Consider the following 25,441-nt stretch of genomic DNA (forward strand, 5'->3'; position numbering starts at 1 on the left):
ACGAAAAAACTGGCGCCCAAAACAAAAGGCCCGTTGCGGGTGCATACGGGCCTTTGTGGAATAGTGTGCGCGTGCGCCTACTGACTCCGCCCGTGGGGAGGTAGCAGTAGTGCCAGAGCAAACAAATTCATGCATCGCAATGTAGCACAAGTGCCTGGACCCCATGGCCCTTACTTGTGCAGGCCGCGCTCGTCGGGTTCGTCGGTAGAGGTGCTGATCACGCTGCTGTGCTGGCCTTTGGCCTTGCGCCAGGCGTACACGGCGTAACCGCTCAAGCCATAGAAAACAAACACGCCGAAAAGCACGATGGGAGGGTGAATGTTGATGATGGCGATGCCCAGGGCAATCAGCACGATGGCGGCAAAAGGCACGCTCTTTTTCATCTGCACATCCTTGAAGCTGTAGAACGGCACGTTGGTCACCATGGTCAGCCCCGCATAGAGCGTGAAGGCGAACATGATCCAGGTCACCTGGCTCCAGCTCAGCCAGTGGTCTTCGCCGGGACGCACGCCCAGTTCGGTCATCAGCCAGATGAATCCAGCCACCAAGGCCGCCGCGGCGGGCGAAGGCAACCCTTGAAAATAGCGCTTGTCCACAACCCCCGTGTTCACATTGAAACGCGCCAGGCGAAGCGCCGCACAGGCGCAATACACAAAGGCGGCGATCCAGCCCCAGCGGCCCAGACCCTGAAGGGACCATTCATAAGCAATCAAGGCAGGCGCTGCCCCAAAGGACACCATGTCGGAAAGCGAATCCATCTGCTCGCCAAACGCGCTCTGGGTATTGGTCATGCGGGCCACGCGCCCGTCGAGGCTGTCGAGCACCATGGCACAGAAGACGCCCACCGCCGCCTGGTCAAAACGGCCATTCATGGCCATGACGATGGAATAGAAACCACCAAACAAGGCCGCCAGTGTGAACAGGTTGGGCAGGATGTAGATGCCCTTGCGCCTTTTGCGCACCATCACACCTGGCTTGTCGGTGGACTCATTGCCGTCATGCATCAAACAGACCTCCAGCGCTTACCCGCATTGCGCGAGCAGCTATTAAATTTGTAGTATCCAGCCATTTTCCGCAAGACAGCAGGCCGCCGCGCACACAAAAGGCGAAGGCCGCAGTGTAGCGCCTGCGCGCAGTGCCCAATGCCAATGGAAAAAGGCCACCGAAGTGGCCTTTTGACGCTCCAGCAATGAAGAATCAGTTGCGGGTCTGGTCGACCAGCTTGTTCTTGGCGATCCAGGGCATCATGGCGCGCAGTTGGCCGCCCACCTTCTCGATGCTGTGGTCTGCCGTGTTGCGGCGGCGGGCCGTCATCGATGGGTAGTTCAGGCGGCCTTCCTGGATGAACATCTTGGCGTAGTCGCCGTTCTGGATGCGCTTGAGCGCATTGCGCATGGCGGCGCGCGACTGCTCGTTGATCACTTCAGGACCGGTCACGTACTCGCCGTATTCGGCGTTGTTCGAGATCGAGTAGTTCATGTTGGCAATGCCGCCTTCGTAGATCAAGTCGACGATGAGCTTGAGCTCGTGCAGGCACTCGAAGTAAGCCATTTCAGGGGCGTAACCGGCTTCGACCAGGGTTTCGTAACCCATCTTGATCAGCTCGACGGCACCACCGCACAGCACCGCTTGTTCGCCGAACAGGTCGGTCTCGGTTTCTTCCTTGAAGTTGGTCTCGATGATACCGGCCTTGCCGCCGCCGTTGGCAGCTGCGTAGCTCAGTGCCAGGTCACGGGCCTTGCCGGACTTGTCCTGGTGCACAGCGACCAGGTGGGGCACGCCGCCGCCTTGGGTGTACGTGTTGCGCACGGTGTGGCCTGGGGCCTTGGGGGCGACCATCCACACATCCAGGTCAGCACGGGGCACGACCTGGTTGTAGTGCACGTTGAAGCCGTGGGCAAAGGCCAGCGAAGCGCCTTGTTTGATGTTGGGTTCGACGTTGTTCTTGTACACCGCTGCGATGTCTTCATCAGGCAGCAGGATCATGACCACGTCGGCGGCCTTGACCGCATCGTTGACTTCCAGCACGTTCAGGCCGGCCTTGCCAACCTTGTCCCACGATGCACCGCCCTTGCGCAGGCCGACCACGACCTTCACGCCGCTGTCGTTCAGGTTTTGTGCGTGGGCATGGCCTTGCGAGCCGTAGCCGATGATGGCCACGGTCTTGCCCTTGATCAGGCTCAGGTCGGTGTCTTTGTCGTAGAAAACTTTCATGGGTTGCTCCGGTTGAAATGCGTTGTTGGGGTGAAAAATAAAAACAGGGAATTGTCTTACACGCGCAGAATGCGCTCGCCACGGCCAATGCCGCTGGCGCCTGTGCGGACAGTTTCGAGGATGGCGGTGCGGTCAATGGCCTGCAGAAACGCGTCGTTCTTGGACTGATCGCCCGTCAGCTCGATGGTGTAGCTCTTCTCGGTCACGTCGATGATGCGACCCCGGAAGATGTCGGCCATGCGCTTCATCTCCTCGCGCTCCTTGCCCACCGCACGCACCTTCACCATCATGAGCTCGCGCTCGGTGTAGGCGCCTTCGGTGAGGTCCACCACCTTCACAACCTCGATGAGGCGGTTCAGGTGCTTGGTGATCTGCTCGATCACATCGTCGGAGCCCGTGGTCTGGATGGTCATGCGCGACAGCGATGCATCCTCGGTGGGCGCCACGGTGAGCGATTCGATGTTGTAACCACGGGCCGAGAACAGGCCCACGACGCGGGAAAGAGCGCCAGGCTCGTTTTCCAGCAAGACAGCAATGATGTGTTTCATGATGAAGCGATTCCTCTTTTCGCTGCCCTCCCCCATGCACGGTAATGCATGGGCTTGGCAGGCAATAGATTCGTCAAAAAATGGATGCTATCTATTCGATAGCTGAGAACGCATGAAAAACGTGCGCTTTGGGCCGATTGGGCTTAAAGGTCTTCCGACCCCAGCAGCATTTCGGTGATGCCCTTGCCGGCCTGCACCATCGGGAACACGTTCTCGGTGGGGTCGGTTCGGAAGTCCATGAACACCGTGCGGTCCTTGAGCTTGCGGGCTTCGCGCAGGGCGGGCTCCACATCCTTGGGGTGCTCGATGAGCATGCCGACGTGGCCGTACGCTTCTGCCAGCTTCACGAAGTTGGGCAGCGCGTCCATGTAGCTGTGGCTGTAGCGGCCGGAGTATTCAATCTCCTGCCACTGGCGCACCATGCCCAGATAACGGTTGTTCAGCGAGCAGATCTTGATCGGCGTGTTGTACTGCAGACAGGTGGACAACTCCTGAATGTTCATCTGCACCGAGCCTTCGCCCGTGATGCAGAACACCTCGGACTGCGGCTTGGCCAGCTTGATACCCATGGCGTAAGGAATGCCCACACCCATCGTGCCCAAGCCACCAGAATTGATCCAGCGACGGGGTTCGTCAAAGCGGTAGTACTGCGCCGCCCACATCTGGTGCTGACCCACGTCGGACGTGATGTAGGTGTCCGCGTCCTTGGTCATGTTCCACAGGGTCTCAACCACGTACTGCGGCTTGATCACGTCACCGCTGCCCATGCTGTACTTGAGGCAGTCGCGCTTGCGCCAGCCTTCGATGGTGTCCCACCAGGCGGCCAGTGCTCCGGCATCCGGGCGGGTGCTGCTCTCGCGGATCATGGAGATCAGCTCGGTGAGCACGTCCTTCACGTCGCCGACGATCGGGATATCCACCTTCACGCGCTTCGAGATGCTCGATGGGTCGATATCGACGTGGATGATCTTGCGGTCGTTCTGTGCGAAGTGCTTGGGGTTTCCGATCACGCGATCATCAAACCGGGCACCCACAGCCAGCAGCACGTCGCAGTTCTGCATGGCGTTGTTGGCTTCGATGGTGCCGTGCATGCCCAGCATGCCCAGGAACTTGCGGTCGGACGCGGGGTAGGCGCCCAGACCCATCAGCGTGTTGGTGACGGGGTAGCCCAGCATGTCCACCAGCGTGCGCAGCTCGTTGGTGGCATTGCCCAACAGCACACCGCCCCCGGTATAAATATAGGGACGCTTGGCCGCCAGCAGCAACTGAAGCGCCTTGCGGATCTGCCCGCCATGGCCCTTGCGCACCGGGTTGTAAGAGCGCATTTCCACCGTCTGCGGATAACCGGTGTAGGGCACCTTCTTGAAGGAAACGTCCTTGGGCACGTCCACCACCACTGGGCCAGGGCGGCCAGTGCGGGCGATGTGGAAGGCTTTTTTCATCGTCGCGGCCAGATCGCGCGGGTCCTTGACGAGGAAGTTGTGCTTGACAATGGGGCGGGTGATACCGACCGTGTCGCATTCCTGGAAGGCATCCAGCCCGATGGCGGGCGTGGGCACCTGGCCGGAGATGATCACCATGGGGATCGAATCCATGTACGCGGTGGCGATGCCGGTGACGGCATTGGTCAGGCCGGGGCCCGAAGTGACCAGAGCCACGCCGACTTCGCCGGTGGCGCGCGCATAGCCGTCGGCGGCGTGCACCGCCGCCTGTTCGTGGCGTACCAGCACGTGCTGAATGGTGTCTTGCTTGTACAGCGCGTCGTAGATGTACAGGACCGCACCACCCGGGTAACCCCAGATGTACTGGACGTTCTCTGCCTGGAGGGCCTTGATGAGGATCTCAGAACCCATGAGGTCCTGCGAGCCGGAAGCGGGGGAAGTGTTGCCCTGCGAAGCAGCGGCTGCTGAAGAGATTTCAGCCTTGGAGATTTCCATGATCGATCAACCTTTGTGAATTTCTCTGACGAAAAACCTTGGGTGCTCCTCGCACGCGCTCTTGTGAAGCCAGCTTGGAACTTGAGGCCAAGGACATGGGCGGGATGATTGCCGCGCCGGACCGTGACCCGTTTGCCTTTTGAATTGCAACGTCAATTATCGCACTGCAACACTCACAAAACGCTCCACTGCCAAAAAAAACTCCAGCGGGTGCGATAATCTGCAGCTTTATGGCGTCGATCAGTTCAAAACTGAAGACTTTGGCGCCGATCCCCTCCCGGGCTGACCCGTCTTGGCAACCGAACAAGAACTCTCCGATTTCCTCAAAAGCGTAGAAAAGCGTGCGTTCAAGCGCTCGGTCTACCACGTTCGCAATGAGGAAGCGGCGCTCGACATCGTGCAAGACAGCATGCTCAAGCTGGCAGAGCACTACGGCGACAAACCGGCAGCCGAGCTGCCCATGCTCTTCCAGCGGATTCTTTCCAACTGCACCCTGGACTGGTTCCGGCGCCAGAAGACACGCAATGCACTATTTTCGAGCATGAGCGACTTCGAGGGCCCGGGTGAAGATGGCACGGATTTTGATCTGCTCGAAGCGTATTCAGGAACAGAAGACGGCGACAAGGCGGAAAGCGCGGAAGATTTGACCCGCCGGGCACAGATCTTCCAGGGCATTGAAGAAGAAATTGCCGAATTGCCGCCACGTCAACGGGAAGCGTTCCTGATGCGTTACTGGGAAGAAATGGACGTCGCAGAGACGGCTGCCGCCATGGGCTGCTCCGAAGGCAGTGTCAAAACGCACTGCTTTCGTGCCATACAAACCCTCAGCAAGGCACTGAAGGCCAAAGGAATCGAGCCATGAAAAACACTGTACAGACCCCATCGACCCAAGCTGAAGCCTCTGCAGAGCGCTTTGCGTTGCGCGTCACGGCGCGCCTGTCCAGCGGGACCGACGCCCTGCCCTATGACATTTCCGAACGTCTGCGTGCCTCTCGCATGCAGGCGTTGGCCAAACGCAAGGTCACCGTCCCGGTGCGTCGCACCGCCCCTGCGGCTGCAGTGGTCAGCGCGGGCAGCACGGCCACGCTGGGCCGTGGCGGCGAAGGCAGCAGCTGGTGGAATGCGCTGGTATCCGCCGTGCCGCTGTTGGCACTGGTAGTGGGCTTGGTGGTTATCAACATTGCCCAGGACGAGCGCGCCGCCAATGATGTGGCCGAGGTGGATTCCGCTTTGCTGACCGACGACCTGCCACCCGCCGCTTACTCGGACCCAGGCTTCGTACAATTCCTCAAGACCTCCGCGCAGCCAAACTGACCTGCCTGACTCTGGACTGCATGCACCCAAGCCCCTCTGAAGCTCCTTCCACGCTGCCAGCCTTTGTGCTGGCATTGGCGCTTCTGGGCGCGCTCAGCGCCGGCGGCTGGCAGGCGTGGATGCAGATGCGCATGGCGCCCAGCACAGTGCTGGAGGCCGGTGCCGAGGCGGCAGTGGCACGCCCCAACAATGCGCGCGCCGACCTGTCGGTCGTGAACATGCCCCCCGCCACGGAGGCAGGACCCGGCTGGGGCACGCTCACTACTGCGCAAAAACTGGCGCTGTATCCACTGGCAGAACGCTGGGCGTTGATCAGCGAAGCCCAAAAACGCCGTTGGCTTGACCTGGCCACCAACTACCCCAGCCTTTCGGAAGAGGAACAACACAAGTTCCATGACCGCATCACCGACTGGGCCAGCCTGAGCGCCCAGCAGCGCAACCAGGCACGGCTGAACTACGCTGTCACCAAACGGCTGGCGGGGGACGGCAAGCGGGCGCAATGGGAGGCCTACCAGGCACTGTCTGAAGAAGAGCGCAAGGCGCTGGCCTCCAAAGCAGCCCCCAACCCCCATGGCGCGGCCACGGCCCTGCGACCGGTCTCGCCCAGAAAGCTGGTCCAGGTACCCGCTGCGACGCAAGCGAGCCCCGACCGGCCCAATGCCCCCAAGATCCCACCGGTGGTAGACCATTCGCCGCGCGTTGCAGCCCCAATCCCCCAACCGGCAGCCCCGGCGACGGCGGGCTCGACGCCCGTGCCTGCAGCGCCTGCCGCCTCGCCCGGTGGGGTGGAAACGGCGCCTGTGGCGATCCCCAGTGCGGTGCCCGCAGCGCTTCCGCCCCTGGGCACCGGGGGAGCCGACAGCACAGCCTCGCCCACACCGCCCCCGGTAACACCTGACACCTCCGGCCTGTATCCTCAGTAGGTTTGCAACCTGCCCCGGCCCGACGGGCCTGACCTGGAATGTCCGTTTCTCACCCTACCCCCACGCCGCAGGCCGCTGCCAGCGCCCTAACTGGCGCCTTGGCGGGCGCCCCTACTCCCAACCTGTGGCGGCGCATGGCCTGCTGGCTGTACGAAGGCATGCTGATGTTCGGTGTGGTTTTCATTGCCGGCTACCTGTTCGGCACACTGAGCCAGACCCGGAATGCCATGGACAACCGCCATGCACTGCAGGCCTTCCTGTTCGTGGTGTTCGGCATCTACTTCACGTGGTTCTGGGCCAAGGGACAGACCTTGGCGCAGAAGACCTGGCACATCCGCGTGGTGGGCACTGCCGGGCAACCCATCAGCCAGACGCGCGCCTTGCTGCGTTACGTGTTGAGCTGGCTGTGGTTTTTGCCCCCGCTGGCTGCGGCAGCGCTGTTTTCCCTGTCGGGGGGCGAATCCGCCGTCATCGTACTGGGGTGGGTGGCCATCTGGGCCTTGCTCAGCCGGTTTCATCCCACACAGCAGTTCTGGCATGACGCGCTGGCGGGCACCCGACTGGTGCACTACGAAATACCCAAAAAATAAGCGCATGCAACCCTCTTCTCCTCCATCAGCGGCACCCGCCAACCCCCAAAAGGCACGCTCGGGCCTCAACCGCATCTGGCATGCGGCGGGCTACTCCCTGGAAGGGCTGCGGGCCGGGTGGAACGAAAAGGCGTTTCGCCAAGAGGCCGTCGCAGCCGTGGTGCTGTTGCCGCTGTCACTCTGGCTGGGCCGCAGCTGGGTCGAGGTCGCCCTGCTGGCGGGCTCGGTGATCATTGTGATGATTGTGGAGCTGCTCAACACCGGCATCGAAACCGCCATCGACCGCATCGGACCCGAATGGCATGATCTGTCCAAACGCGCCAAAGACATGGGCAGTGCGGCGGTTCTGCTGGCTTTGCTGCTGTGCATGGGCATCTGGGCAGCAGCGTTATTTCAGAGGTTTTTCCATGCCTGAACCTGCTTTTTCTGTGTGCGTGTATTGCGGATCGCGCCCTGGTGACAACGCCGCCTATACCCAGGCGGCGCAGGCCGTGGGTCAGTGGATTGGCACCCACCAGGGGCAACTGGTGTACGGCGGTGGCCGCAGCGGCCTGATGGGCACGGTGGCCGAAGCCACGCGCCTGGCGGGCGGCCGGGTGGTGGGTGTGATTCCGCAGGCGCTGGTGGACAAGGAACTGGCGAACCGCCAGTGCGACGAGCTGCACATCGTGCAGACCATGCACGAACGCAAGGCGATGATGGCCGAGCGCAGCGACGCCTTCCTTGCCCTGCCCGGGGGCATTGGCACGTTTGAAGAACTGTTTGAGGTGTGGACCTGGCGCCAGCTGGGCTATCACGACAAGCCGCTGGGCTTGCTCAACGTGGCGGGCTACTACGACGGCTTGATGGGCTTTCTGCAGACCAGCGTGGCCAGCGGCTTCATGGGCGAGTGGCAGATGGGCCTGCTGCACGCCTCTACCGACACAGAGGCCCTGCTGCGCACGCTGGTGCAAGACGCGGGGCCCGACCAAGCGCCCGTCCCGCTGCGCTCTGTGATCTAACTCTCTCCGCACTCCAAAACTGGCGCGGCGCAAGCCAGGACCGCCGCGCCAGGGCCCCCTCCATGCGCTGGCGGTATCCCCCTTCTCAAACAGCGCGGCCGTTCGAGAGAAGGGAGAGGAAAGGCACGAAGCGACTCAGAGGGTTGTCACCTCACACCGCTGCGTCGTCCAGATCACCCGTGCGGATACGCACCGTGCGCTCCACGGCAGTCACAAAAATCTTGCCGTCACCAATCTTGCCGGTGCGCGCCACGTTCACGATGGCGTCCACGCAGCGGTCCACATCCTCGGTCTTGACCACGACCTCGACCTTCACCTTGGGCAGAAAGTCCACCACGTATTCCGCGCCACGGTACAGCTCGGTGTGGCCCTTCTGGCGACCAAAGCCCTTCACCTCGGTCACTGTGAGGCCGGTCACACCGCATTCGGCCAGGGCTTCGCGGACTTCTTCGAGCTTGAAGGGCTTGATGACGGCGGTGATCATTTTCATGGTGGGTCTCCTGGAGGATGTAAAAAATCGGGCTGAGGGCACGGCGCGAACGCGTCACGCCCTGAATTTGCTGGTGATAGGGTAACGCCAGTCCTTGCCGAAGCTGCGGCGCGTGACGCGAATCCCTACGGGTGCCTGGCGGCGTTTGTACTCGTTGAGCTTGATGAGGCGCGTGACGCGCTCCACATCCGCGCGCTCAAAGCCGCTGGCAATGATGGATTCGATGGGCTCATCGTTCTCCATGTAGCGGGCCACGATGGCGTCCAGCACCTCGTACGGCGGCAGGCTGTCCTGGTCTTTCTGGTCAGGCCGCAGCTCGGCGCTGGGGGGGCGGGTGATGATGCGCTCGGGGATGGGGCTGGCGCAGGTCCCATAGGGGTCGTTGGCGTTGCGCCAGCGGGCCAGGTCGAACACCCGGGTCTTGGCCACGTCCTTGATCACCGCAAAGCCGCCAGCCATGTCGCCATACAGGGTGCAGTAGCCGGTGGACATTTCGCTCTTGTTGCCCGTGGTCAGCACAATGGCGCCGAACTTGTTGGACAGCGCCATCAGCAGCGTGCCCCGGATGCGGGCCTGCAAGTTTTCTTCGGTGGTGTCTTCAGGCAAGCCAGCAAACTCGGTGGCCAGCGCAGCCTTGAAGGCCTCGAACTGGGGCTTGATCGAGATCTCGTCGTAGCGCACGCCCATGCGCGCGGCCATGTCGCGCGCGTCGATCCAGCTGATGTCGGCGGTGTAGGGCGACGGCATCATCACCGTGCGAACCTTGTCGGCACCGAGCGCGTCCACCGCAATCGCCAGCACCAGCGCCGAGTCGATACCGCCCGACAGCCCCAGCAACGCGCCGGGGAAACCGTTCTTGCCCACGTAGTCGCGCACGCCCAGCACCAGGGCGTCCCACAGGTCGGCCTCCAGCGTGCGCTCAGGGGCCACCTCCGCTGTAATTTTGATAGCACCCTGGGCAGTTTCCACTAGCGCATAGACCAGTTTTTCCACAAAAGCAGGCGCCCGCGCCGCCACCGAGCCGTCGGCCGCCAGCGCAAACGACCGGCCTTCAAACACCACCTCGTCCTGCCCGCCCACCAGGTGGGCATAGACCAGCGGGAGACCCGTCTCGACCACACGGGCGCACATCGTGGCCTCGCGCTCCGTGCCCTTGCCCAGGTGGAAAGGCGATGCATTGATGACCGCCAGCAGCTGCGCCCCGGCAGCGGCGGTGTCGCGTGCGGGGGTGGCAAACCAGGCGTCTTCGCACACCAGCACGCCCACCTTCAGGCCCTCCACCTCGAACACGCAGGGCTTGCTGCCCGGCACAAAGTAGCGCCGCTCGTCAAACACCTGGTAGTTGGGCAGCTCGCGCTTGGCGTAGGTCTGCTCGATCTTGCCGTCGCGCACCACGCTGGCGGCGTTGAAGCACACGCTGAAGGCCTGCGCGCCAGGGGCCATGGCCTGCGGGTGGCCCAGCACGATGGCCAGGCCTTTCAACCCCGCAGTCTCGCGGGCCACGGTTTTCACGGCATCATCACAGGCCGCAATGAAAGCGGGGCGCAGGAACAGGTCTTCGGCCGCATAGCCACAGATGGCCAGCTCCGGCGTCAGCAACAGGCGGGCGCCCTGGGCATAGGCCTCGCGGGCTGCCGCAATGATCTTTTGGGCGTTGCCGGGCATGTCGCCCACAACAAAGTTGAGCTGCGCAGTGCAAATGGAGAGCGTCATGGAACTGGAATCGGCCCCTGCGGCCGGGTTGAATACCGCCGTTGCAGGCCCGCTATCAAGGGAGCATCACAGGGGCCTGCATGGCTGAAGCTGCCATTATCGCCCGCGTGCTCCCCTGCGTGCAGGACGTGGGCGCAGAGGCCTGGAACCGCCTGCTGGCGCAGCAAAGCCACCCCACGCCCTTCATGCGGCATGAATACCTGGCGGCGCTGGAAAGCAGCGGCAGCGCCACGCCCCGCACCGGCTGGACGCCCCGCTTCATGACGCTGTGGCAAGGCGACACCCTGGTGGCTGCCTGCCCGCTGTACCTCAAGAGCCATTCGTACGGCGAATACGTCTTCGACTGGGCCTGGGCCAGCGCCTATGAGCAGCATGGCGTGCCCTACTACCCCAAGGCCGTCATCGCCGTGCCCTTCACCCCCGTGCCGGGCAGCCGCCTGCTGGCACGCGATGCCGCCGCGCGGGCTCTGCTGGTGCAGGCGGTGTGCCAGTGGTGCGAGCAAGAGAACGTCTCGTCCGTGCACGTGCTGTTTGCCAGCGATGACGATGTGCTGACCAGCGTGCAGCAGGACCTGATGCTGCGGCACACCGTGCAGTTTCATTGGAAGAATGAGCCCCCTGCGCCGGCTGCTGCGCAAGGGGAGGCGGCCACGGATGGGCAGACCCCGCGCTACCGGGACTTTGACCACTTCCTGGCCAGCCTGTCGCAGGACAAGCGCAAGAAGATCCGCCAGGAGCGCCGCCGGGTGGCCGATGCCGGAGTCACCTTCCGCTGGTCACGCGGGGCAAGCATCAGCGCTTCGGACTGGGACTTTTTCTACCGCTGCTACGAGCGAACCTACCTGGAGCACGGCAACCCGCCCTACCTCACACGCGACTTCTTTGCCCGCATGGCGACGCACATGCCCGAGGCCTGGCTGCTGTTTGTGGGGGAGCGGGACGGGCGGCCTGTTGCTAGCAGTTTGATAGCTATCAGCGCAGATGAATCCAGCACTACAGGCCAAAATGGCTCAAACTCAGGCTCTGAATCAGGCTCCGAGCTGGTAGCCTACGGCCGCTACTGGGGAGCTCTGGAGCGGGTGGACTGCCTGCATTTCGAGGCCTGTTACTACCAGCCGCTGCAGTGGTGCATCGCCCACGGTGCTGTGCGGTTTGAAGGGGGCGCCCAGGGCGAGCACAAGATGGCCCGCGCGCTGCTGCCCGTACAGGCCACCAGCGCGCACTGGCTGGCGCACCCGGCGTTTGCCGAGGCGGTACAGCGCTTTCTGGACCGCGAAGGCGCCGGGGTGGAAAGCTACCTCGGCGATCTACAGGCGCGAAGCCCCTTCAAGGCCGCCTGACTTACTCTGACCAGGCTGGGCTCGCTTGCGACATCTGTGCAAGGTCTGACCGCCCGCGCAGCGACCGCAGGACCCACTCCTCCCCGGGGGCGGTCAGGCGGTGAGCCACCGTCAAAAGCTCTCCCAATCGGCATCATTGCCGCCACCCGTGCCAGCAGCAGCCGTTGCCGACAGCACCGGCGCAGGCTTGGCGGCCGTACGGGGGGGCACCACCTTGGGCAGGGCCGCAGGGGCTGCTCGACGGGAACCTGCCAAGGCAGGGGACGCGCCTGCGGGCTTGGGCACGTACGCGGATGCGGGCGGCTGCACCGCCTGCACTGCCCGCACCGCCTGCCCCGGCGATAGCTTGAAGAACGCCACGGTACTCACCAGATCCTGCGCCTGGTTGTTGAGGCTGCTGGCCGCTGCGGCCATTTCTTCTACCAGCGCCGCGTTTTGCTGGGTGACCTGGTCCATTTGCGTCACCGCCTCGCCCACCTGGGTCACGCCCTGGCTTTGTTCGGCGCTGGCGGCGCTGATTTCACCCATCAAGTCCGTCACACGTTTGATGGAGCCCACCACCTCGGTCATCGTGGCACCCGCCTGATCGACCAGCGTGGTACCTGCGGCCACGCGTTCCACGCTATCGTCGATCAGGGTCTTGATCTGCTTGGCCGCGTCGGCCGAGCGGCCCGCCAGGCTGCGCACTTCGGAGGCCACCACCGCAAAGCCCCGGCCCTGCTCGCCCGCACGCGCCGCCTCGACGGCCGCGTTGAGCGCCAGGATGTTGGTCTGGAAGGCAATACCATCGATCACGCCGATGATGTCGGCGATCTTGCTGCTGCTGTCGTGGATGCCCTTCATGGTGTCCACCACCTGGCTCACCACCTCGCCGCCCTGCACGGCCACCGATGACGCGCTCTGCGCGAGCTGGTTGGCCTGCCGGGCGTTGTCGGCGTTTTGGCGTACGGTCGAATTGAGCTGCTCCATGGATGCCGCCGTCTCCTGCAGGGCGCTGGCCTGCTGCTCGGTGCGTGCGCTCAGGTCGTTGTTGCCCTGGGCGATCTCGGACGACGCCGTGGCCACGTTCTCGGAGCCCGAACGCACATGCCCCACGATGCGCGACAGGTTTTGCTGCATGTCGTCCAGCGAGCGCAGCAACTGGGCCATTTCATTGCGGCCATTGCCCACGTCGCGAATCTGAACCGACAGGTTGCCATGGCTGATTTCGTCGGCCGCCTGCACGGCACGCTGCACGGGCCCCACGATGGAGCGCGTGGTCCACAGCGCAAACAACGCCCCCAGCACCACCGACGCCACTGCGCCCAACGTCAGCACCCACTGGCTGGTGCCTGCCGCCTGGATGATGCTGCTTTCAAAATCATCCAGCTGCTTGTGCGTGTTGTCCGCCACATCGGCCAGTGACTGCAAGTAGGTGGCAGCCAGGGGCTTGAGGTCGCTGTCCACCAGGGCAAACACATCTTCACCAGCCTTCTTGCGCTCCAGCAGCTTGGCACGCGCGTCCACATAGGCCACACGCGCAACCGCCACGCGCTCCATCAGGCTCCTTTCGGTGGCGTCGTCCACCAGTGCCTCCAGCTTCTTCTGCGCCGCGCTGGCGCGTTGCGACGTGGCGGCCATGTCGGCCGTGAGCGACTGGATATAGCCCGCATCTGTGGCCTTGAGCGACGCGGACGCACGCACCCAGTTCAGGTCGATGGCCGCTTTCCACTCCTGCGCCAGGGCGTTGCGCTCCATCTCGACGGTGGAAATGTGCACGCTGGCCTCTTTGAGAACGGCGAGCCGCCAGACGCCGGTGGCAGCGATGGCGGCCGTGATCAACAGGACAAGGCCAAAGGCCAGGCTCAGGCGTGCTCCGATTTTCAGATTGCTCATGGGGGTCTTTCGTGGTTCTTATGGACTTTTGCCAGCCCTTGGTGTGCCGATGCAGAGACGTGGCACCGGTGCTGAGTCAGCCAGGGAATCAGCAGCTGGAATGTATGCATACTATCATATTTTTGATAAAAATGATAGTATCAATTTGACCGCAAAGAACCCGCCCGCCAGCCCGCCAGCCCGCCAGCCAGGGTGCGTCAAAAAAAGCAGGGCCGCGCGGGTGAGCCTTGCTAAGGCCGGGAAGCTTCTGAATTGGAGGCGCCCAACTCGAAGGATGCTATGGCAGTAGCCTCCAGAGACGAATCGATGGGAAGGAGTCTACGCCCCAAAAAGGTGCAAAAAGCCCACAAACAGTGCCCGAATGGCCTGCCACCTGTCAAAAGCTCTCCCAGTCGTCCTCGGCGCCTGCGGCCACTGCCTGCGGGGCCGCTTGGGGTGCAGTGCCCGCTGCCCTGCTGGCGGTGGAGGGGGTGGCGCCGCCCGTAGGCACCTTCTTGGAGGCAGGCGCAGATGCTGAGCGCAGGGCAAGGGTCGCCTTGCCCACCGCATTGCCGCCGGTCGCCTTGCGCGGGTCCGCAGCGGGCGCGGGGTGCGGCACAGAGATCGCAGCGCCGCCAAGCTGTGGCGCCCGCGCCTGTTCGGCCGACAGCTTGAACACCGCCACCGCGCCCACCAAGGCCTGGGCCTGATGGCTCAGGCTGCTGGCGGCGGCGGCCATTTCCTCTACCAAGGCGGCGTTCTGCTGGGTGACCTGGTCCATCTGCGTCACCGCCTCACCCACCTGCGACACGCCTGTGCTCTGCTCGCTGCTGGCGGCACTGATCTCGCCCATGATGTCCGTCACGCGGCGAATGGCGCCCACCACCTCGGTCATGGTGGTGCCCGCCTTGTCCACCAGTTGCGAGCCCTGCTCCACCCGCTCCACGCTGGCGGTGATGAGCGACTTGATTTCCTTGGCCGCCTCGGCGCTGCGCTGGGCCAGGTTGCGCACCTCGCCCGCCACCACCGCAAAGCCCCGGCCCTGCTCGCCCGCGCGGGCGGCCTCCACCGCTGCGTTCAGCGCGAGGATGTTGGTCTGGAAGGCAATGCCGTCGATCACGCTGATGATGTCCGCGATTTTCTTGCTGCTGTCGTTGATGCCCTTCATGGTGGTCACCACCTCGGCCACCACGTCGCCGCCCTGCCCCGCCACGGTGGATGCGCTCATTGCCAGCTGGTTGGCCTGGCGCGCGTTGCCAGCGTTCTGCTTGACGGTGGAGCTCAGCTCCTCCATCGATGCGGCCGTCTCCTGCAGCGCGCTGGCCTGCTCCTCGGTACGGATGGACAAGTCGTTGTTGCCCGATGCAATCTCGGCGCTGGCCGACGCCACGCCCTGGGCATTGCCGCGCACGCCCGCCACCACCTGCGCCAGGTTGTCGCGCATGGCGGTGAGGCCGCCGAGCAACTGGGCAATTTCGTCCTTGCCCCGCGCGTGGATGGCCACGGTCAGGTCACCCTGCGCCACCGCATTGGTGATCTGCACCGCGTCGCCCAGAGCGCGCGAAATCTGCCGGATCATGGCGCCACCCATCAGCACCGCCAGCGCAATCCCCGCCACCACCGCCGCGATGGCCAGCGCGCGGATGGTCTGGTAGCTGGCAGCGGCGCTGTCGTATTCGGCCTTGGCGCGGTCCAGCTGCACCTGCATCAGCTGGCCCAGCACCTCTTGCAGCGGATCAATGGCGGGGTACATCTCCTTGGCCGCAAATGCAGTCAGGGCCGCCACGTCGCCCGACCTGAAGTGCCCCGCCAGCACGTCGGTCGCCGCATCGGCCTTGGCCTGCAGCGGCTTGAAGCGTTCCACCAGCTGGGTCTCCTCCGGCACCAACTGCGTGGCCAGGTAGGCCTTCCAGTTGGCATCGATGGCCTTGCGCGCGTCGGCCACCGACTGCAGGCCCTGCGCAGGTGTCAGCGCACCGTCGCGCACCTTGTGGGCCGTGTCCACCACGTTCACGGCATACATGTCCGCCACCACCTTGATCTGCTTGAGCGGCACCACCCGGTCGTCATACACCGACTTGAGCCCCGCATTGGAGTTGCCCATGCCATACAACCCCGCCGCGCCCACCAGCAGCACCAGCAGACACAGGACCGCAAGCAAACCTGCCAGGCGGGTGGAAATCTTGAACTGGTTCATGACGGCACTCCTGATGGAAACAATGCAAAAGGCTGCGCCCGACTGGCTGCGCGCCACCGTTGGGGAGAAGACATGCGGGGAGCGGCAAGCGCGGTGGGCGGCGGCTGTCGTGGGGGCGCCGTAGTAGGCGCCACAGACCATCGGGCCGAAGCCCGGCGGGTCGCCTCGGCTACCGGAGGGTGCTTCGTGCGCGAGCGCGAAGCGGTGAAACCAAGGTCCATTGCGGAGCTCCTGGGGAGAACGGCGCAAAAAAGAAACGCTGCCCACTCACCGAAAGACCGCGCGCCGCAGCGGTCCCGCTCAGCATAGCGCTTTCCGTTACGTTTGCGTACAAGTTGCACCCAAGCGCGCAACACCGCCGCACACATCGGCCCGTTGCTCCCCACACTGCAGCAGGCATTGCGCCAGCAGGCAACTCCCTCGGCCCCACTTGCCTTCGAAACCACGAACCAAGCGCCACTACATCACCCAGCAAAAAGCACGCAGAAGGTGTCCCCTCTGCGTGCTTCTTCACTTCTGTTTTGATAGCTATCAGCGCATGATTTACCTGCGCTTGCGGCCGTTTTGACCTGAATTCTTCATACCGAGACCTGTCTGGCCCTCGTCAGAAGCTCTCCCAGTCGTCGTCGCTTCCCCCTGCCTTGGGCGCCGGGGCCGGGCTGGGCGCGGCAGCTTTGGCTGCTGCTGCTGGGGCTGCGCTGCTGGCCTTGGGCGCTGCCAGGCTGGCGGTGGGTTTGCTGCCGCTCTTGGCGCTGCTGCCCAGGCTGGTGCTGCGGGCCGGGGCTTTGTAGCTAGGCGCTGCCATGGGGGTGCGGGCGGGGGCTGCTGTGCTGCGATTCTGGCTGTAGCTGCTGTTCGTGCTGCTGGCGTCGAGCTTGAACACGGCCACGGCATTGACCAGTTCGCCGGCCTGGGCGTTCAGTGCGCTGGCGGCAGCGGCCATTTCCTCCACCAGGGCGGCGTTTTGCTGGGTGGCCTGGTCCATCTGGGTGACGGCTTCTCCCACTTGGCCTACACCTGCGCTTTGTTCGCTGCTGGCGGCGCTGATTTCTCCCATGATGTCGGTCACGCGGCGGATGGCGCTGACGACTTCAGTCATGGTGGCTCCTGCCTTGTCCACCAATGCCGTGCCTTGTTCCACGCGTTCCACGCTGGCGGTGATGAGGGCTTTGATTTCCTTGGCGGCTTCTGCGCTGCGCCCTGCCAGGTTGCGTACTTCTCCGGCCACCACGGCAAAGCCCCGTCCTTGTTCGCCTGCACGGGCGGCTTCCACGGCGGCGTTGAGCGCCAAAATGTTGGTCTGGAAGGCGATGCCGTCGATGACGCTGATGATGTCTGCAATCTTGTTGCTGCTGGCGTTGATGCCTTTCATGGTCTCGACGACTTCGGCTACGACGTCTCCGCCTTGTACGGCCACGGTGCTGGCGCTGACGGCCAGCTGGTTGGCGGCGCGGGCGTTGTCGGCGTTCTGGCGCACGGTGGAGCCCAGTTCTTCCATCGACGCTGCCGTTTCTTCCAGCGCGCTGGCCTGCTGTTCTGTACGGGCGCTCAGGTCGTTATTGCCTGAGGCGATCTGCGCACTGGCTGAGGCTACGCCTTCAGCATTGCTGCGCACCGTGCTGACGGTGTTGACCAGGCTTTGTTGCATGCGCTGCAAGGCGCTGAGCAGGTGCCCGGTTTCGTCCTTGGACTGCACGACGATCTGGCCGCTCAGGTCACCACTCGCCACGCGGTCAGCCGCTTCCACGGCCTGCGCCAGGGGGCGGGTGATGGAGCGGATGATGCTGACGGCCAGAAAGATCGCAATGCCAATGGCGAGTGCGCCCGCGATCAGCACATCCCGTTGCAACGCAGCCGCAGCCGCTTCGGCCCGTGCACCTGCGTCCGCAGTTTTAAGGGACTGAAACTCCATCTGCTCATCGATGGCGGCCATGTAGGCCCGCTGTGCGGGGCGAAGTTGCTCTTCCAGGAGCTTGAGGCCTTCGTCCCGTTGCCCTTGCTGAAGCAGTGCCAGGTATTGATCCCTCAGCTTCAGGAAATCAGCGCGCCGCTGCTGCATGCGCGTGAGGAGTTCCTTGCCTTTGTCAGAAACGAGCAATTCGTTGAGGGTTTTGTATTGCGCATCGATCTCCGCCGCAGAGGCAGAAATCTGGCTGGTGGCCGACTTCACGATCGATTCTTTGGTGAAGATCGCCAAATTGCGCACCTGAATGGCCTGCTCGTTCACTCCGTCATTGAGCACTCCCAGGGACTTGATGATCTGCAGCCGGACATCAATCACTTCCTTGAGTTCTGTGCGCTGGTTGGCCGATCGCACCAGGCTCACCGCACCCAAAGTGGCCAGCAGAAGCACCATGACGGCAAATGCCACGGCCAGCCGGGTTGAAATCTTTAACTGATTCATCCTTCTTCTCCTCTGGGTTGATGTTGTGGTGGTGATTAGCTAGAAGTTCGTTGACGAAACAAAAAAACCAAATCACCCTCAGGCAAGGCGCAAACCACGGCGATGTCTGGCGTCTTCAGGCAACGAATGTCCCACCCGGGACACCGTACGTTACCCGCGCGCAGCTTTTGTCACCAGCCCTATTTCGTCGCTGCTGAGCAACGCCTCGATGTCCATCACGATCAGCATGCGATCACCCAGGCTGGCAATGCCGGTGACAAAGGTCGGGTCCACATGGCCCTGCCGCTCGAACTGGGGCGTGGGCTTGATGAGGTCGGGCGTGAGTGAGACCACATCGGCCACCGCATCCACCACCGCACCGATCACCGTGGCGCCAATGTCAAGAATGATGACCACGGTGAACTCGGTGTAGCTGGCCTCGGAGCACTGCAGCTTCACGCGCAGGTCCAGAATGGGAACGATACGGCCGCGCAGGTCGATCACGCCCTTGATGAAATCCGGCGAATGCGCCAGACGTGTGGGCCGCTCGTACGACCGGATCTCCTGCACGTGCAAGATGTCGATGCCGTATTCCTCCGCCCCCAGGCGAAAAGTCAGGAATTCACGCGCGGCTGCCGTGTGGCCGGCAGCCCCTGCGCGGGATGTGGGGTGGGCAGCGGCGGGAGCAGCGGCAATAGCGGTCATGGCACGGGCTTTCGGGCGGTTGGAGGGATGCGAACTGCGCCAGAACGCGGTGAACGCAAGAGCTATCCAAAGCATAGCAGTGCATGGTTGCAAAATGTGACATTCCTCGGCAATCCCCCCCTCCGGTTGAAGGGGACTGCACGGGGTACGGGCCAGGGCAATTGGAGAGCTTGCTCCATTTCGCGCCCTGCCTTGGTGCGCAAAAACTGCTACCGTCGCAGCAACCGCGTGCCCCGCCCGGCAGGCGCCCGTTTGGAAACGACGACCTGATGCCTTTTTTCTCCGACCGCAAATCCACCGACCCGCACCACATGCCGCCGCCAAGCCTGCCCCTGCTGGCTCTGGAGCTGCGGGCACCGTGGGAGTTTGGCGCCGTGCTGCCCGCCTGGCCTGTGCTGCAGCGAGCCCCCCTGGGGGATGGGCACACGGTCATCGTGTTCCCGGGCCTCACGGCGGGTGACACCACCACCCTGCCCCTGCGCCGCTACCTCGAATCGCGCAACTACAACACGCTGGGCTGGGGCCAGGGCCTGAACCTGGGGCCGCGCGAAGGCGTGCTGGAGACCGCCAAGGCCCAATTGCAGCAAGCGGCGGATGCCAGCGGCAACAAGGTGAGCCTGGTGGGCTGGAGCCTGGGCGGTATCTACGCCCGCGAGCTGGCCAAGGAGATGCCGGACCTGGTGCGCTGCGTGGTCACCCTGGGCACGCCGTTTGCAGGGCCACACACCTCCACCAACGCCTGGCGCATCTATCAATTCGCCAGCGGCCGCAGCATCGAGCGCGAGACCGAGAACTACAACCTGCCCGAGGCGCCCACCGTGCCCACCACCAGCATCTACTCGCGCACCGACGGCGTGGTGGCCTGGCGCGGCAGCATCCAGGCGCCCGCCGACCACAACCCCCACACCGAGAACATCGAAGTGGTGGCCAGCCACTTTGGCATCGGCCTGAACCCGAGCGCCTGGTGGGCCGTGGCCGACCGCCTGGGCCAGCCCCACGGGCCTGGCGTGGTGTGGCAACCCTTTCAGCGCCCCCAGTTGCCGGGGCTGCACTTGGTGTATCCCAACCCGCACCGCTGACCAGGGCACAGACCGGATCACTGACCGGCCTGAATGGACGGCACGTTGCTAGGTGCCAGGCAAAAAAAAGCACGCAGAAGGTAGCCCCTCTGCGTGCTTCTTCACTTCTGTTTTGATAGCTATCAGCGCATGATCTACCTGCGCTTGCGGCCGTTTTGACCTGAATTCTTCATACCGAGACCTGTCTGGCCCTCGTCAGAAGCTCTCCCAGTCGTCGTCGCTTCCCCCTGCCTTGGGCGCCGGGGCCGGGCTGGGCGCGGCAGCTTTGGCTGCTGCTGCTGGGGCTGCGCTGCTGGCCTTGGGCGCTGCCAGGCTGGCGGTGGGTTTGCTGCCGCTCTTGGCGCTGCTGCCCAGGCTGGTGCTGCGGGCCGGGGCTTTGTAGCTAGGCGCTGCCATGGGGGTGCGGGCGGGGGCTGCTGTGCTGCGATTCTGGCTGTAGCTGCTGTTCGTGCTGCTGGCGTCGAGCTTGAACACGGCCACGGCATTGACCAGTTCGCCGGCCTGGGCGTTCAGTGCGCTGGCGGCAGCGGCCATTTCCTCCACCAGGGCGGCGTTTTGCTGGGTGGCCTGGTCCATCTGGGTGACGGCTTCTCCCACTTGGCCTACACCTGCGCTTTGTTCGCTGCTGGCGGCGCTGATTTCTCCCATGATGTCGGTCACGCGGCGGATGGCGCTGACGACTTCAGTCATGGTGGCTCCTGCCTTGTCCACCAATGCCGTGCCTTGTTCCACGCGTTCCACGCTGGCGGTGATGAGGGCTTTGATTTCCTTGGCGGCTTCTGCGCTGCGCCCTGCCAGGTTGCGTACTTCTCCGGCCACCACGGCAAAGCCCCGTCCTTGTTCGCCTGCACGGGCGGCTTCCACGGCGGCGTTGAGCGCCAAAATGTTGGTCTGGAAGGCGATGCCGTCGATGACGCTGATGATGTCTGCAATCTTGTTGCTGCTGGCGTTGATGCCTTTCATGGTCTCGACGACTTCGGCTACGACGTCTCCGCCTTGTACGGCCACGGTGCTGGCGCTGACGGCCAGCTGGTTGGCGGCGCGGGCGTTGTCGGCGTTCTGGCGCACGGTGGAGCCCAGTTCTTCCATCGACGCTGCCGTTTCTTCCAGCGCGCTGGCCTGCTGTTCTGTACGGGCGCTCAGGTCGTTATTGCCTGAGGCGATCTGCGCACTGGCTGACGCTACCCCTTCGGCGTTGCTGCGCACGCCTGACACCACACGCGCCAGGTTGGCCCGCATGTCGCCCAGTGCATTCAGCAGCTGGCCCATTTCATCCTTGCCGCCCGAAGGCACCTCGGTCGCCAGGTCACCATCGGCAATCGCGAGGGCGGCCAGCACCGCATGGTGGGCGGGGCGCGTCACGGCGCGGGTGATGGCCACGCCCAGTACCGCAGCCAGGGCCACGCACAGGGCCAGCGTGCCCAGCACCCAGATACGCGCCCCGGTGAACACCCGCTGCGCCTCGTCATTGGCCCGCAGGGCGGCTTCCGAATTGATCTTTTGCAGCTCGCCCAGGGTTTCGGCAACAGCCACAAAGGCCGACTCCGATTCGCCCGAATACAGCATGCCCAACGCATCGGCGGTGAGCTCCATGGTCTCGGCGGTGCTGAAGTCCACGCCTTTGGCAATGTCCGCCAGCTTGTCCTGCAAGACCACATAGGCCGCCTTGCGCGTCTTGTAGGCCTGAAAAACCTCGCGCTCCTTGGGCATGTCGATGAGCGGCTCGTAGATCGCTTCCACACGGGTCAGGTCCTTGTGGCGCTGTGCCACCTGCTCGCCAAAGGCCTTGACCTCGGCCGCACTGCGCGCCGTGACCATGCCCGCCTCGGCACGGCGCATGCGATTGAGGAGCACACGCAATTCGCCCGTTTGCGTGACGCTGGGCAGCAGGTTGGTGGCGATCTCCTCGGCGTTGGCGTGGATGCGGGACATTTGTACCAGCGCAATGGCGCCGAGCAAGGCGGTCAGCAATACCACCACCAGGAAACCCGCCGCCAGCTTCACACCGATGCGCAGATCAGAAATTTTCATGAATCACCTCAAAGTACCTCGAAACACCGGGACAGCCGCAGCCGTGTAACCAAATGCAGTCTATCAGCGCCCTCCACCCGGACTCGCCTGGCCTGCCTCACCCCGCACGGGTTCCAACTGCAAAAAAAAGCACGCCATCCATGGCGGATGGCGTGCTTTTAATTTAATAGCAACCGGTGCATGAAGCACCGGCGCCAGAGGCCTATCAGGCTTGCGACTTCTTGTAGCTCTCGATGCCGTCGGTGACTTCCTTCTTGGCGGCGTCGATGCCTTCCCAGCCCAGCACCTTGACCCACTTGCCCTTTTCCAGGTCCTTGTAGTGCTCGAAGAAGTGGGCGATGGCGTTGCGGCGCATGGCGTTCACGTCGTCGATGTTCTTCCAGTGGTCGTACATGGGCAGGATCTTGGAGGTGGGCACGGCAATCACCTTGCCATCCACGCCAGCCTCGTCTTCCATCATCAGAATGCCCAGAGGGCGGCAGGGCACGACCACACCGGGGAACAGCGGGTAAGGCGTGATCACCAGCACATCGACCGGGTCGCCGTCACCCGACAGCGTCTGCGGCACATACCCGTAGTTGGTGGGGTAGTGCATGGCCGTGGTCATGAAACGGTCCACAAAAATAGCGCCCGATTCCTTGTCCACCTCGTACTTGATCGGGTCGGCGTTCATCGGGATCTCGATGACGACGTTGAAGCTGTCAGGGACGTTCTTGCCTGGGGGGACGTTGTTGAGGGACATGTCTTTGGATAGTGGTTTGTTGACGATAACCCGCGAGGCCTTCGGCGCTGATGCAGCGCAACGAAGCGTCGGGATTAACCCTGATTTTAGGCGCACGCCCCTTTCTGCCCGCTTGCAAACCGGCGTTTGCCTGTAAATTGGGCCTGTTGGCCAATCGGCTCCTGCGCGAAACGCATGGGTAGCACGAGGAAGCAACGCAGCGGGGAAGCCACCGATGCGTTGGTCCCCCTCCGTGCAACACACCAAGGAGAATTGAATGGCTGCAGGTTCAGCACTGACATCCCCCCTCATCCTCGCACTCGTTTGCGGGCTCATCGCGGTGGCCTACGGCGTCTGGGCCCGGGGCTGGATTCTTTCCAAAGACCCGGGCAATGCCCGCATGCAGGAGATTGCCGCCGCCATCCAGGCGGGCGCCGCCGCCTACCTGGCCCGCCAGTACAAGACCATTGCCATCGTAGGTGTGGTGCTGGCGGTGCTCATCGGCGTGTTTCTAGACGGCACCACGGCGGTGGGCTTTGTGGTGGGCGCCGTGCTCTCGGGCGCGTGCGGCTTCATCGGTATGAATGTGTCGGTACGCGCCAACGTGCGCACCGCGCAGGCGGCCACCCACGGCATTGGCCCGGCGCTGGATGTGGCGTTTCGGGGCGGTGCCATCACCGGCATGCTGGTGGTGGGGCTGGGCCTGCTGGGTGTCACGGGCTTTTACTGGTTTCTGGCGGGCAACGGCAATCTCACGCCCACCGCCCACCTGGCCACGCTGCTCAACCCGCTGATCGGCTTTGCGTTCGGCTCGTCGCTGATCTCGATCTTTGCGCGCCTGGGCGGCGGCATCTTCACCAAGGGTGCAGACGTGGGTGCCGACCTGGTGGGCAAGGTAGAGGCCGGCATCCCGGAAGACGACCCGCGCAACCCGGCCGTGATTGCCGACAACGTGGGCGACAACGTGGGCGACTGCGCCGGCATGGCGGCCGACCTGTTCGAGACCTATGCCGTAACGCTGATCGCCACCATGGTGCTGGGCGCCCTGATGGTGGCCACGGCCCAGGTCAATGCCGTGGTGTACCCGCTGGCGCTGGGGGCCGTGTCCATCGTGGCGTCCATCATCGGCTGCTTCTTTGTGAAGGCCTCGCCCGGCATGAAGAACGTGATGCCCGCGCTGTACAAGGGCCTGGCGATTGCCGGGGCGCTGTCGCTGGTGGCGTTCTACTTCGTCACGCTGTGGATCATGCCGGACAACGCCATCACGGCCACGGGCTCCCAGTTGCGGCTGTTTGGTGCCTGCGCCACTGGCCTGGTGCTGACGGCCGCACTGGTCTGGATCACCGAGTTCTACACCGGCACGCAATACGCCCCCGTGCAGCACATTGCCCAGGCATCCACCACCGGCCACGGCACCAACATCATTGCGGGCCTGGGGGTGTCGATGCGCTCCACGGCCTGGCCCGTGGTGTTTGTGTGCACCGCCATCATCGTGGCCTACGGCCTGGCCGGTCTGTATGGCATTGCGGTGGCGGCCACGTCCATGCTGAGCATGGCCGGCATCGTGGTGGCACTGGATGCGTATGGCCCCATCACCGACAACGCGGGCGGCATTGCCGAAATGGCCGAACTGCCCAGCAGCGTGCGCGACATCACCGACCCGCTGGACGCCGTGGGCAACACCACCAAGGCCGTCACCAAGGGCTATGCCATCGGCTCCGCCGGCCTGGCCGCGCTGGTGCTGTTTGCCGACTACACCCACAAGCTCGAAACCTATGGCCGGGCCGTGAGCTTTGATCTGTCGGACCCGATGGTGATCGTGGGCCTGTTCATCGGCGGGCTGATCCCGTACCTGTTCGGCGCCATGGCCATGGAGGCGGTGGGCCGCGCCGCAGGCGCCGTGGTGGTGGAGGTGCGCCGCCAGTTCAGCACCATCAAGGGCATCATGGACGGCACGGGCAAGCCCGAATACGGCAAGGCCGTGGACATGCTGACCACCGCCGCCATCAAGGAAATGGTGATCCCCAGCCTGCTGCCCGTGGTGGTGCCGATTGGGGTGGGCCTGCTGCTGGGCCCCAAGGCACTGGGCGGCCTGCTGATGGGCACCATCGTCACGGGCCTGTTTGTGGCCATCAGCATGTGCACCGGCGGCGGCGCGTGGGACAACGCCAAGAAGTACATCGAAGACGGCCACCACGGCGGCAAGGGCTCCGAGGCGCACAAGGCGGCCGTGACCGGCGACACCGTGGGCGACCCCTACAAGGACACGGCCGGTCCGGCCATCAACCCGCTGATCAAGATCATCAACATCGTGGCGCTGCTCATCGTGCCGCTGGTGGTCAAGTTTCACGGCGGGTAAAGCCTCCGCACCACCGTCAAAAAGGGGCCTTGGGCCCCTTTT

General features: G+C 63.8%; 21 protein-coding genes. 9 read left to right on the top strand and 12 right to left on the bottom strand.

Annotated elements, in window-relative coordinates:
- Window positions 1-170 precede the first annotated feature (170 nt).
- The 4 genes from pssA to C8C99_RS11145 all read right to left on the bottom strand — a co-directional run bounded on the left by pssA (window position 171) and on the right by C8C99_RS11145 (window position 4,699).
- On the bottom strand, window positions 171-1,004 hold the full coding sequence (pssA, locus tag C8C99_RS11130) for a CDP-diacylglycerol--serine O-phosphatidyltransferase (protein ID WP_108625783.1): 834 nt from the start codon (window positions 1,002-1,004) through the stop codon (window positions 171-173).
- Window positions 1,005-1,197: 193 nt separating this feature from the next.
- Window positions 1,198-2,214 carry a ketol-acid reductoisomerase gene (ilvC, locus tag C8C99_RS11135; RefSeq protein WP_056067358.1) on the bottom strand — a complete coding sequence of 339 codons (1,017 nt, stop codon included), beginning with the start codon at window positions 2,212-2,214 and terminating at the stop codon, window positions 1,198-1,200.
- A gap of 56 nt (window positions 2,215-2,270) precedes the next feature.
- Complete coding sequence (gene ilvN, locus C8C99_RS11140; RefSeq protein WP_015013659.1) at window positions 2,271-2,762, bottom strand: acetolactate synthase small subunit; 492 nt, start codon at window positions 2,760-2,762, stop codon at window positions 2,271-2,273.
- 143 nt (window positions 2,763-2,905) lie between these two features.
- A complete protein-coding gene (locus C8C99_RS11145) occupies window positions 2,906-4,699 on the bottom strand; it encodes an acetolactate synthase 3 catalytic subunit (RefSeq protein ID WP_108625784.1) in 1,794 nt (597 codons plus the stop codon).
- Between the two features lie 292 nt (window positions 4,700-4,991).
- Between C8C99_RS11145 and C8C99_RS11150 the strand changes: the two genes are divergently transcribed.
- The 6 genes from C8C99_RS11150 (at window position 4,992) to C8C99_RS11175 (ending at window position 8,527) form a co-directional block, all read left to right on the top strand.
- A complete protein-coding gene (locus tag C8C99_RS11150) occupies window positions 4,992-5,561 on the top strand; it encodes an RNA polymerase sigma factor (protein ID WP_056638511.1) in 570 nt (189 codons plus the stop codon).
- Entirely contained in the window at window positions 5,558-6,013 is a 456-nt protein-coding gene (locus C8C99_RS11155; protein WP_056638508.1) for a DUF3619 family protein, read from the top strand. The genes C8C99_RS11150 and C8C99_RS11155 overlap by 4 nt, the downstream gene beginning before the upstream one ends.
- A gap of 20 nt (window positions 6,014-6,033) precedes the next feature.
- The gene (locus C8C99_RS11160; RefSeq protein ID WP_108625785.1) at window positions 6,034-6,936 is read left to right on the top strand and encodes a DUF3106 domain-containing protein; all 903 of its coding nucleotides are present in this window, start codon (window positions 6,034-6,036) and stop codon (window positions 6,934-6,936) included.
- 134 nt (window positions 6,937-7,070) lie between these two features.
- Complete coding sequence (locus C8C99_RS11165; RefSeq protein ID WP_056638504.1) at window positions 7,071-7,526, top strand: RDD family protein; 456 nt, start codon at window positions 7,071-7,073, stop codon at window positions 7,524-7,526.
- A 4-nt stretch (window positions 7,527-7,530) separates the two neighbouring features.
- On the top strand, window positions 7,531-7,941 hold the full coding sequence (locus C8C99_RS11170; protein ID WP_108625786.1) for a diacylglycerol kinase: 411 nt from the start codon (window positions 7,531-7,533) through the stop codon (window positions 7,939-7,941).
- Entirely contained in the window at window positions 7,934-8,527 is a 594-nt protein-coding gene (locus C8C99_RS11175) for a TIGR00730 family Rossman fold protein (RefSeq protein WP_108625787.1), read from the top strand. Before C8C99_RS11170 ends, C8C99_RS11175 begins: the two co-directional genes overlap by 8 nt.
- 151 nt (window positions 8,528-8,678) lie before the next feature.
- Here the strand turns inward: C8C99_RS11175 and C8C99_RS11180 are convergent, their stop codons facing one another.
- Together C8C99_RS11180 and C8C99_RS11185 are read right to left on the bottom strand one after the other, a co-directional pair.
- Complete coding sequence (locus C8C99_RS11180; RefSeq protein ID WP_056638495.1) at window positions 8,679-9,017, bottom strand: P-II family nitrogen regulator; 339 nt, start codon at window positions 9,015-9,017, stop codon at window positions 8,679-8,681.
- Window positions 9,018-9,071: 54 nt separating this feature from the next.
- On the bottom strand, window positions 9,072-10,730 hold the full coding sequence (locus C8C99_RS11185) for an NAD+ synthase (RefSeq protein ID WP_108625788.1): 1,659 nt from the start codon (window positions 10,728-10,730) through the stop codon (window positions 9,072-9,074).
- Between the two features lie 80 nt (window positions 10,731-10,810).
- On the opposite strand from C8C99_RS11185, the gene C8C99_RS11190 reads away from it, so the two are divergent.
- Window positions 10,811-12,070 carry a GNAT family N-acetyltransferase gene (locus tag C8C99_RS11190; RefSeq protein ID WP_108627125.1) on the top strand — a complete coding sequence of 420 codons (1,260 nt, stop codon included), beginning with the start codon at window positions 10,811-10,813 and terminating at the stop codon, window positions 12,068-12,070.
- A gap of 111 nt (window positions 12,071-12,181) precedes the next feature.
- On the opposite strand, the gene C8C99_RS11195 is transcribed toward C8C99_RS11190, so the two are convergent.
- The 4 genes from C8C99_RS11195 to C8C99_RS11210 all read right to left on the bottom strand — a co-directional run bounded on the left by C8C99_RS11195 (window position 12,182) and on the right by C8C99_RS11210 (window position 19,209).
- Window positions 12,182-13,945 carry a methyl-accepting chemotaxis protein gene (locus C8C99_RS11195; protein WP_108625789.1) on the bottom strand — a complete coding sequence of 588 codons (1,764 nt, stop codon included), beginning with the start codon at window positions 13,943-13,945 and terminating at the stop codon, window positions 12,182-12,184.
- A 376-nt stretch (window positions 13,946-14,321) separates the two neighbouring features.
- A complete protein-coding gene (locus C8C99_RS11200) occupies window positions 14,322-16,121 on the bottom strand; it encodes a methyl-accepting chemotaxis protein (RefSeq protein ID WP_108625790.1) in 1,800 nt (599 codons plus the stop codon).
- A gap of 604 nt (window positions 16,122-16,725) precedes the next feature.
- Window positions 16,726-18,525 carry a methyl-accepting chemotaxis protein gene (locus C8C99_RS11205; RefSeq protein WP_108625791.1) on the bottom strand — a complete coding sequence of 600 codons (1,800 nt, stop codon included), beginning with the start codon at window positions 18,523-18,525 and terminating at the stop codon, window positions 16,726-16,728.
- A gap of 150 nt (window positions 18,526-18,675) precedes the next feature.
- Window positions 18,676-19,209, bottom strand: coding sequence for a chemotaxis protein CheW (locus C8C99_RS11210; RefSeq protein ID WP_056643688.1), 534 nt, complete (start codon window positions 19,207-19,209; stop codon window positions 18,676-18,678).
- A 269-nt stretch (window positions 19,210-19,478) separates the two neighbouring features.
- Between C8C99_RS11210 and C8C99_RS11215 the strand changes: the two genes are divergently transcribed.
- Window positions 19,479-20,288 (top strand): triacylglycerol lipase, encoded by an 810-nt coding sequence (locus C8C99_RS11215; protein ID WP_056643686.1) that lies wholly within the window; start codon window positions 19,479-19,481, stop codon window positions 20,286-20,288.
- Window positions 20,289-20,483: 195 nt separating this feature from the next.
- On the opposite strand, the gene C8C99_RS11220 is transcribed toward C8C99_RS11215, so the two are convergent.
- On the bottom strand, window positions 20,484-22,319 hold the full coding sequence (locus C8C99_RS11220; RefSeq protein ID WP_108625792.1) for a methyl-accepting chemotaxis protein: 1,836 nt from the start codon (window positions 22,317-22,319) through the stop codon (window positions 20,484-20,486).
- 205 nt (window positions 22,320-22,524) lie between these two features.
- Window positions 22,525-23,061: an inorganic diphosphatase gene (gene ppa / locus C8C99_RS11225; RefSeq protein WP_056638058.1), complete on the bottom strand. Its 537-nt coding sequence runs from the start codon at window positions 23,059-23,061 to the stop codon at window positions 22,525-22,527.
- 256 nt (window positions 23,062-23,317) lie between these two features.
- Here ppa and C8C99_RS11230 point away from each other — a divergent pair, with 256 nt between their 5' ends.
- A complete protein-coding gene (locus C8C99_RS11230; protein WP_056638055.1) occupies window positions 23,318-25,399 on the top strand; it encodes a sodium-translocating pyrophosphatase in 2,082 nt (693 codons plus the stop codon).
- Window positions 25,400-25,441: the final 42 nt, after the last annotated feature.

Origin of the sequence: Acidovorax sp. 107, from assembly GCF_003058055.1 — a bacterium.
Classification (GTDB): domain Bacteria; phylum Pseudomonadota; class Gammaproteobacteria; order Burkholderiales; family Burkholderiaceae_C; genus Acidovorax.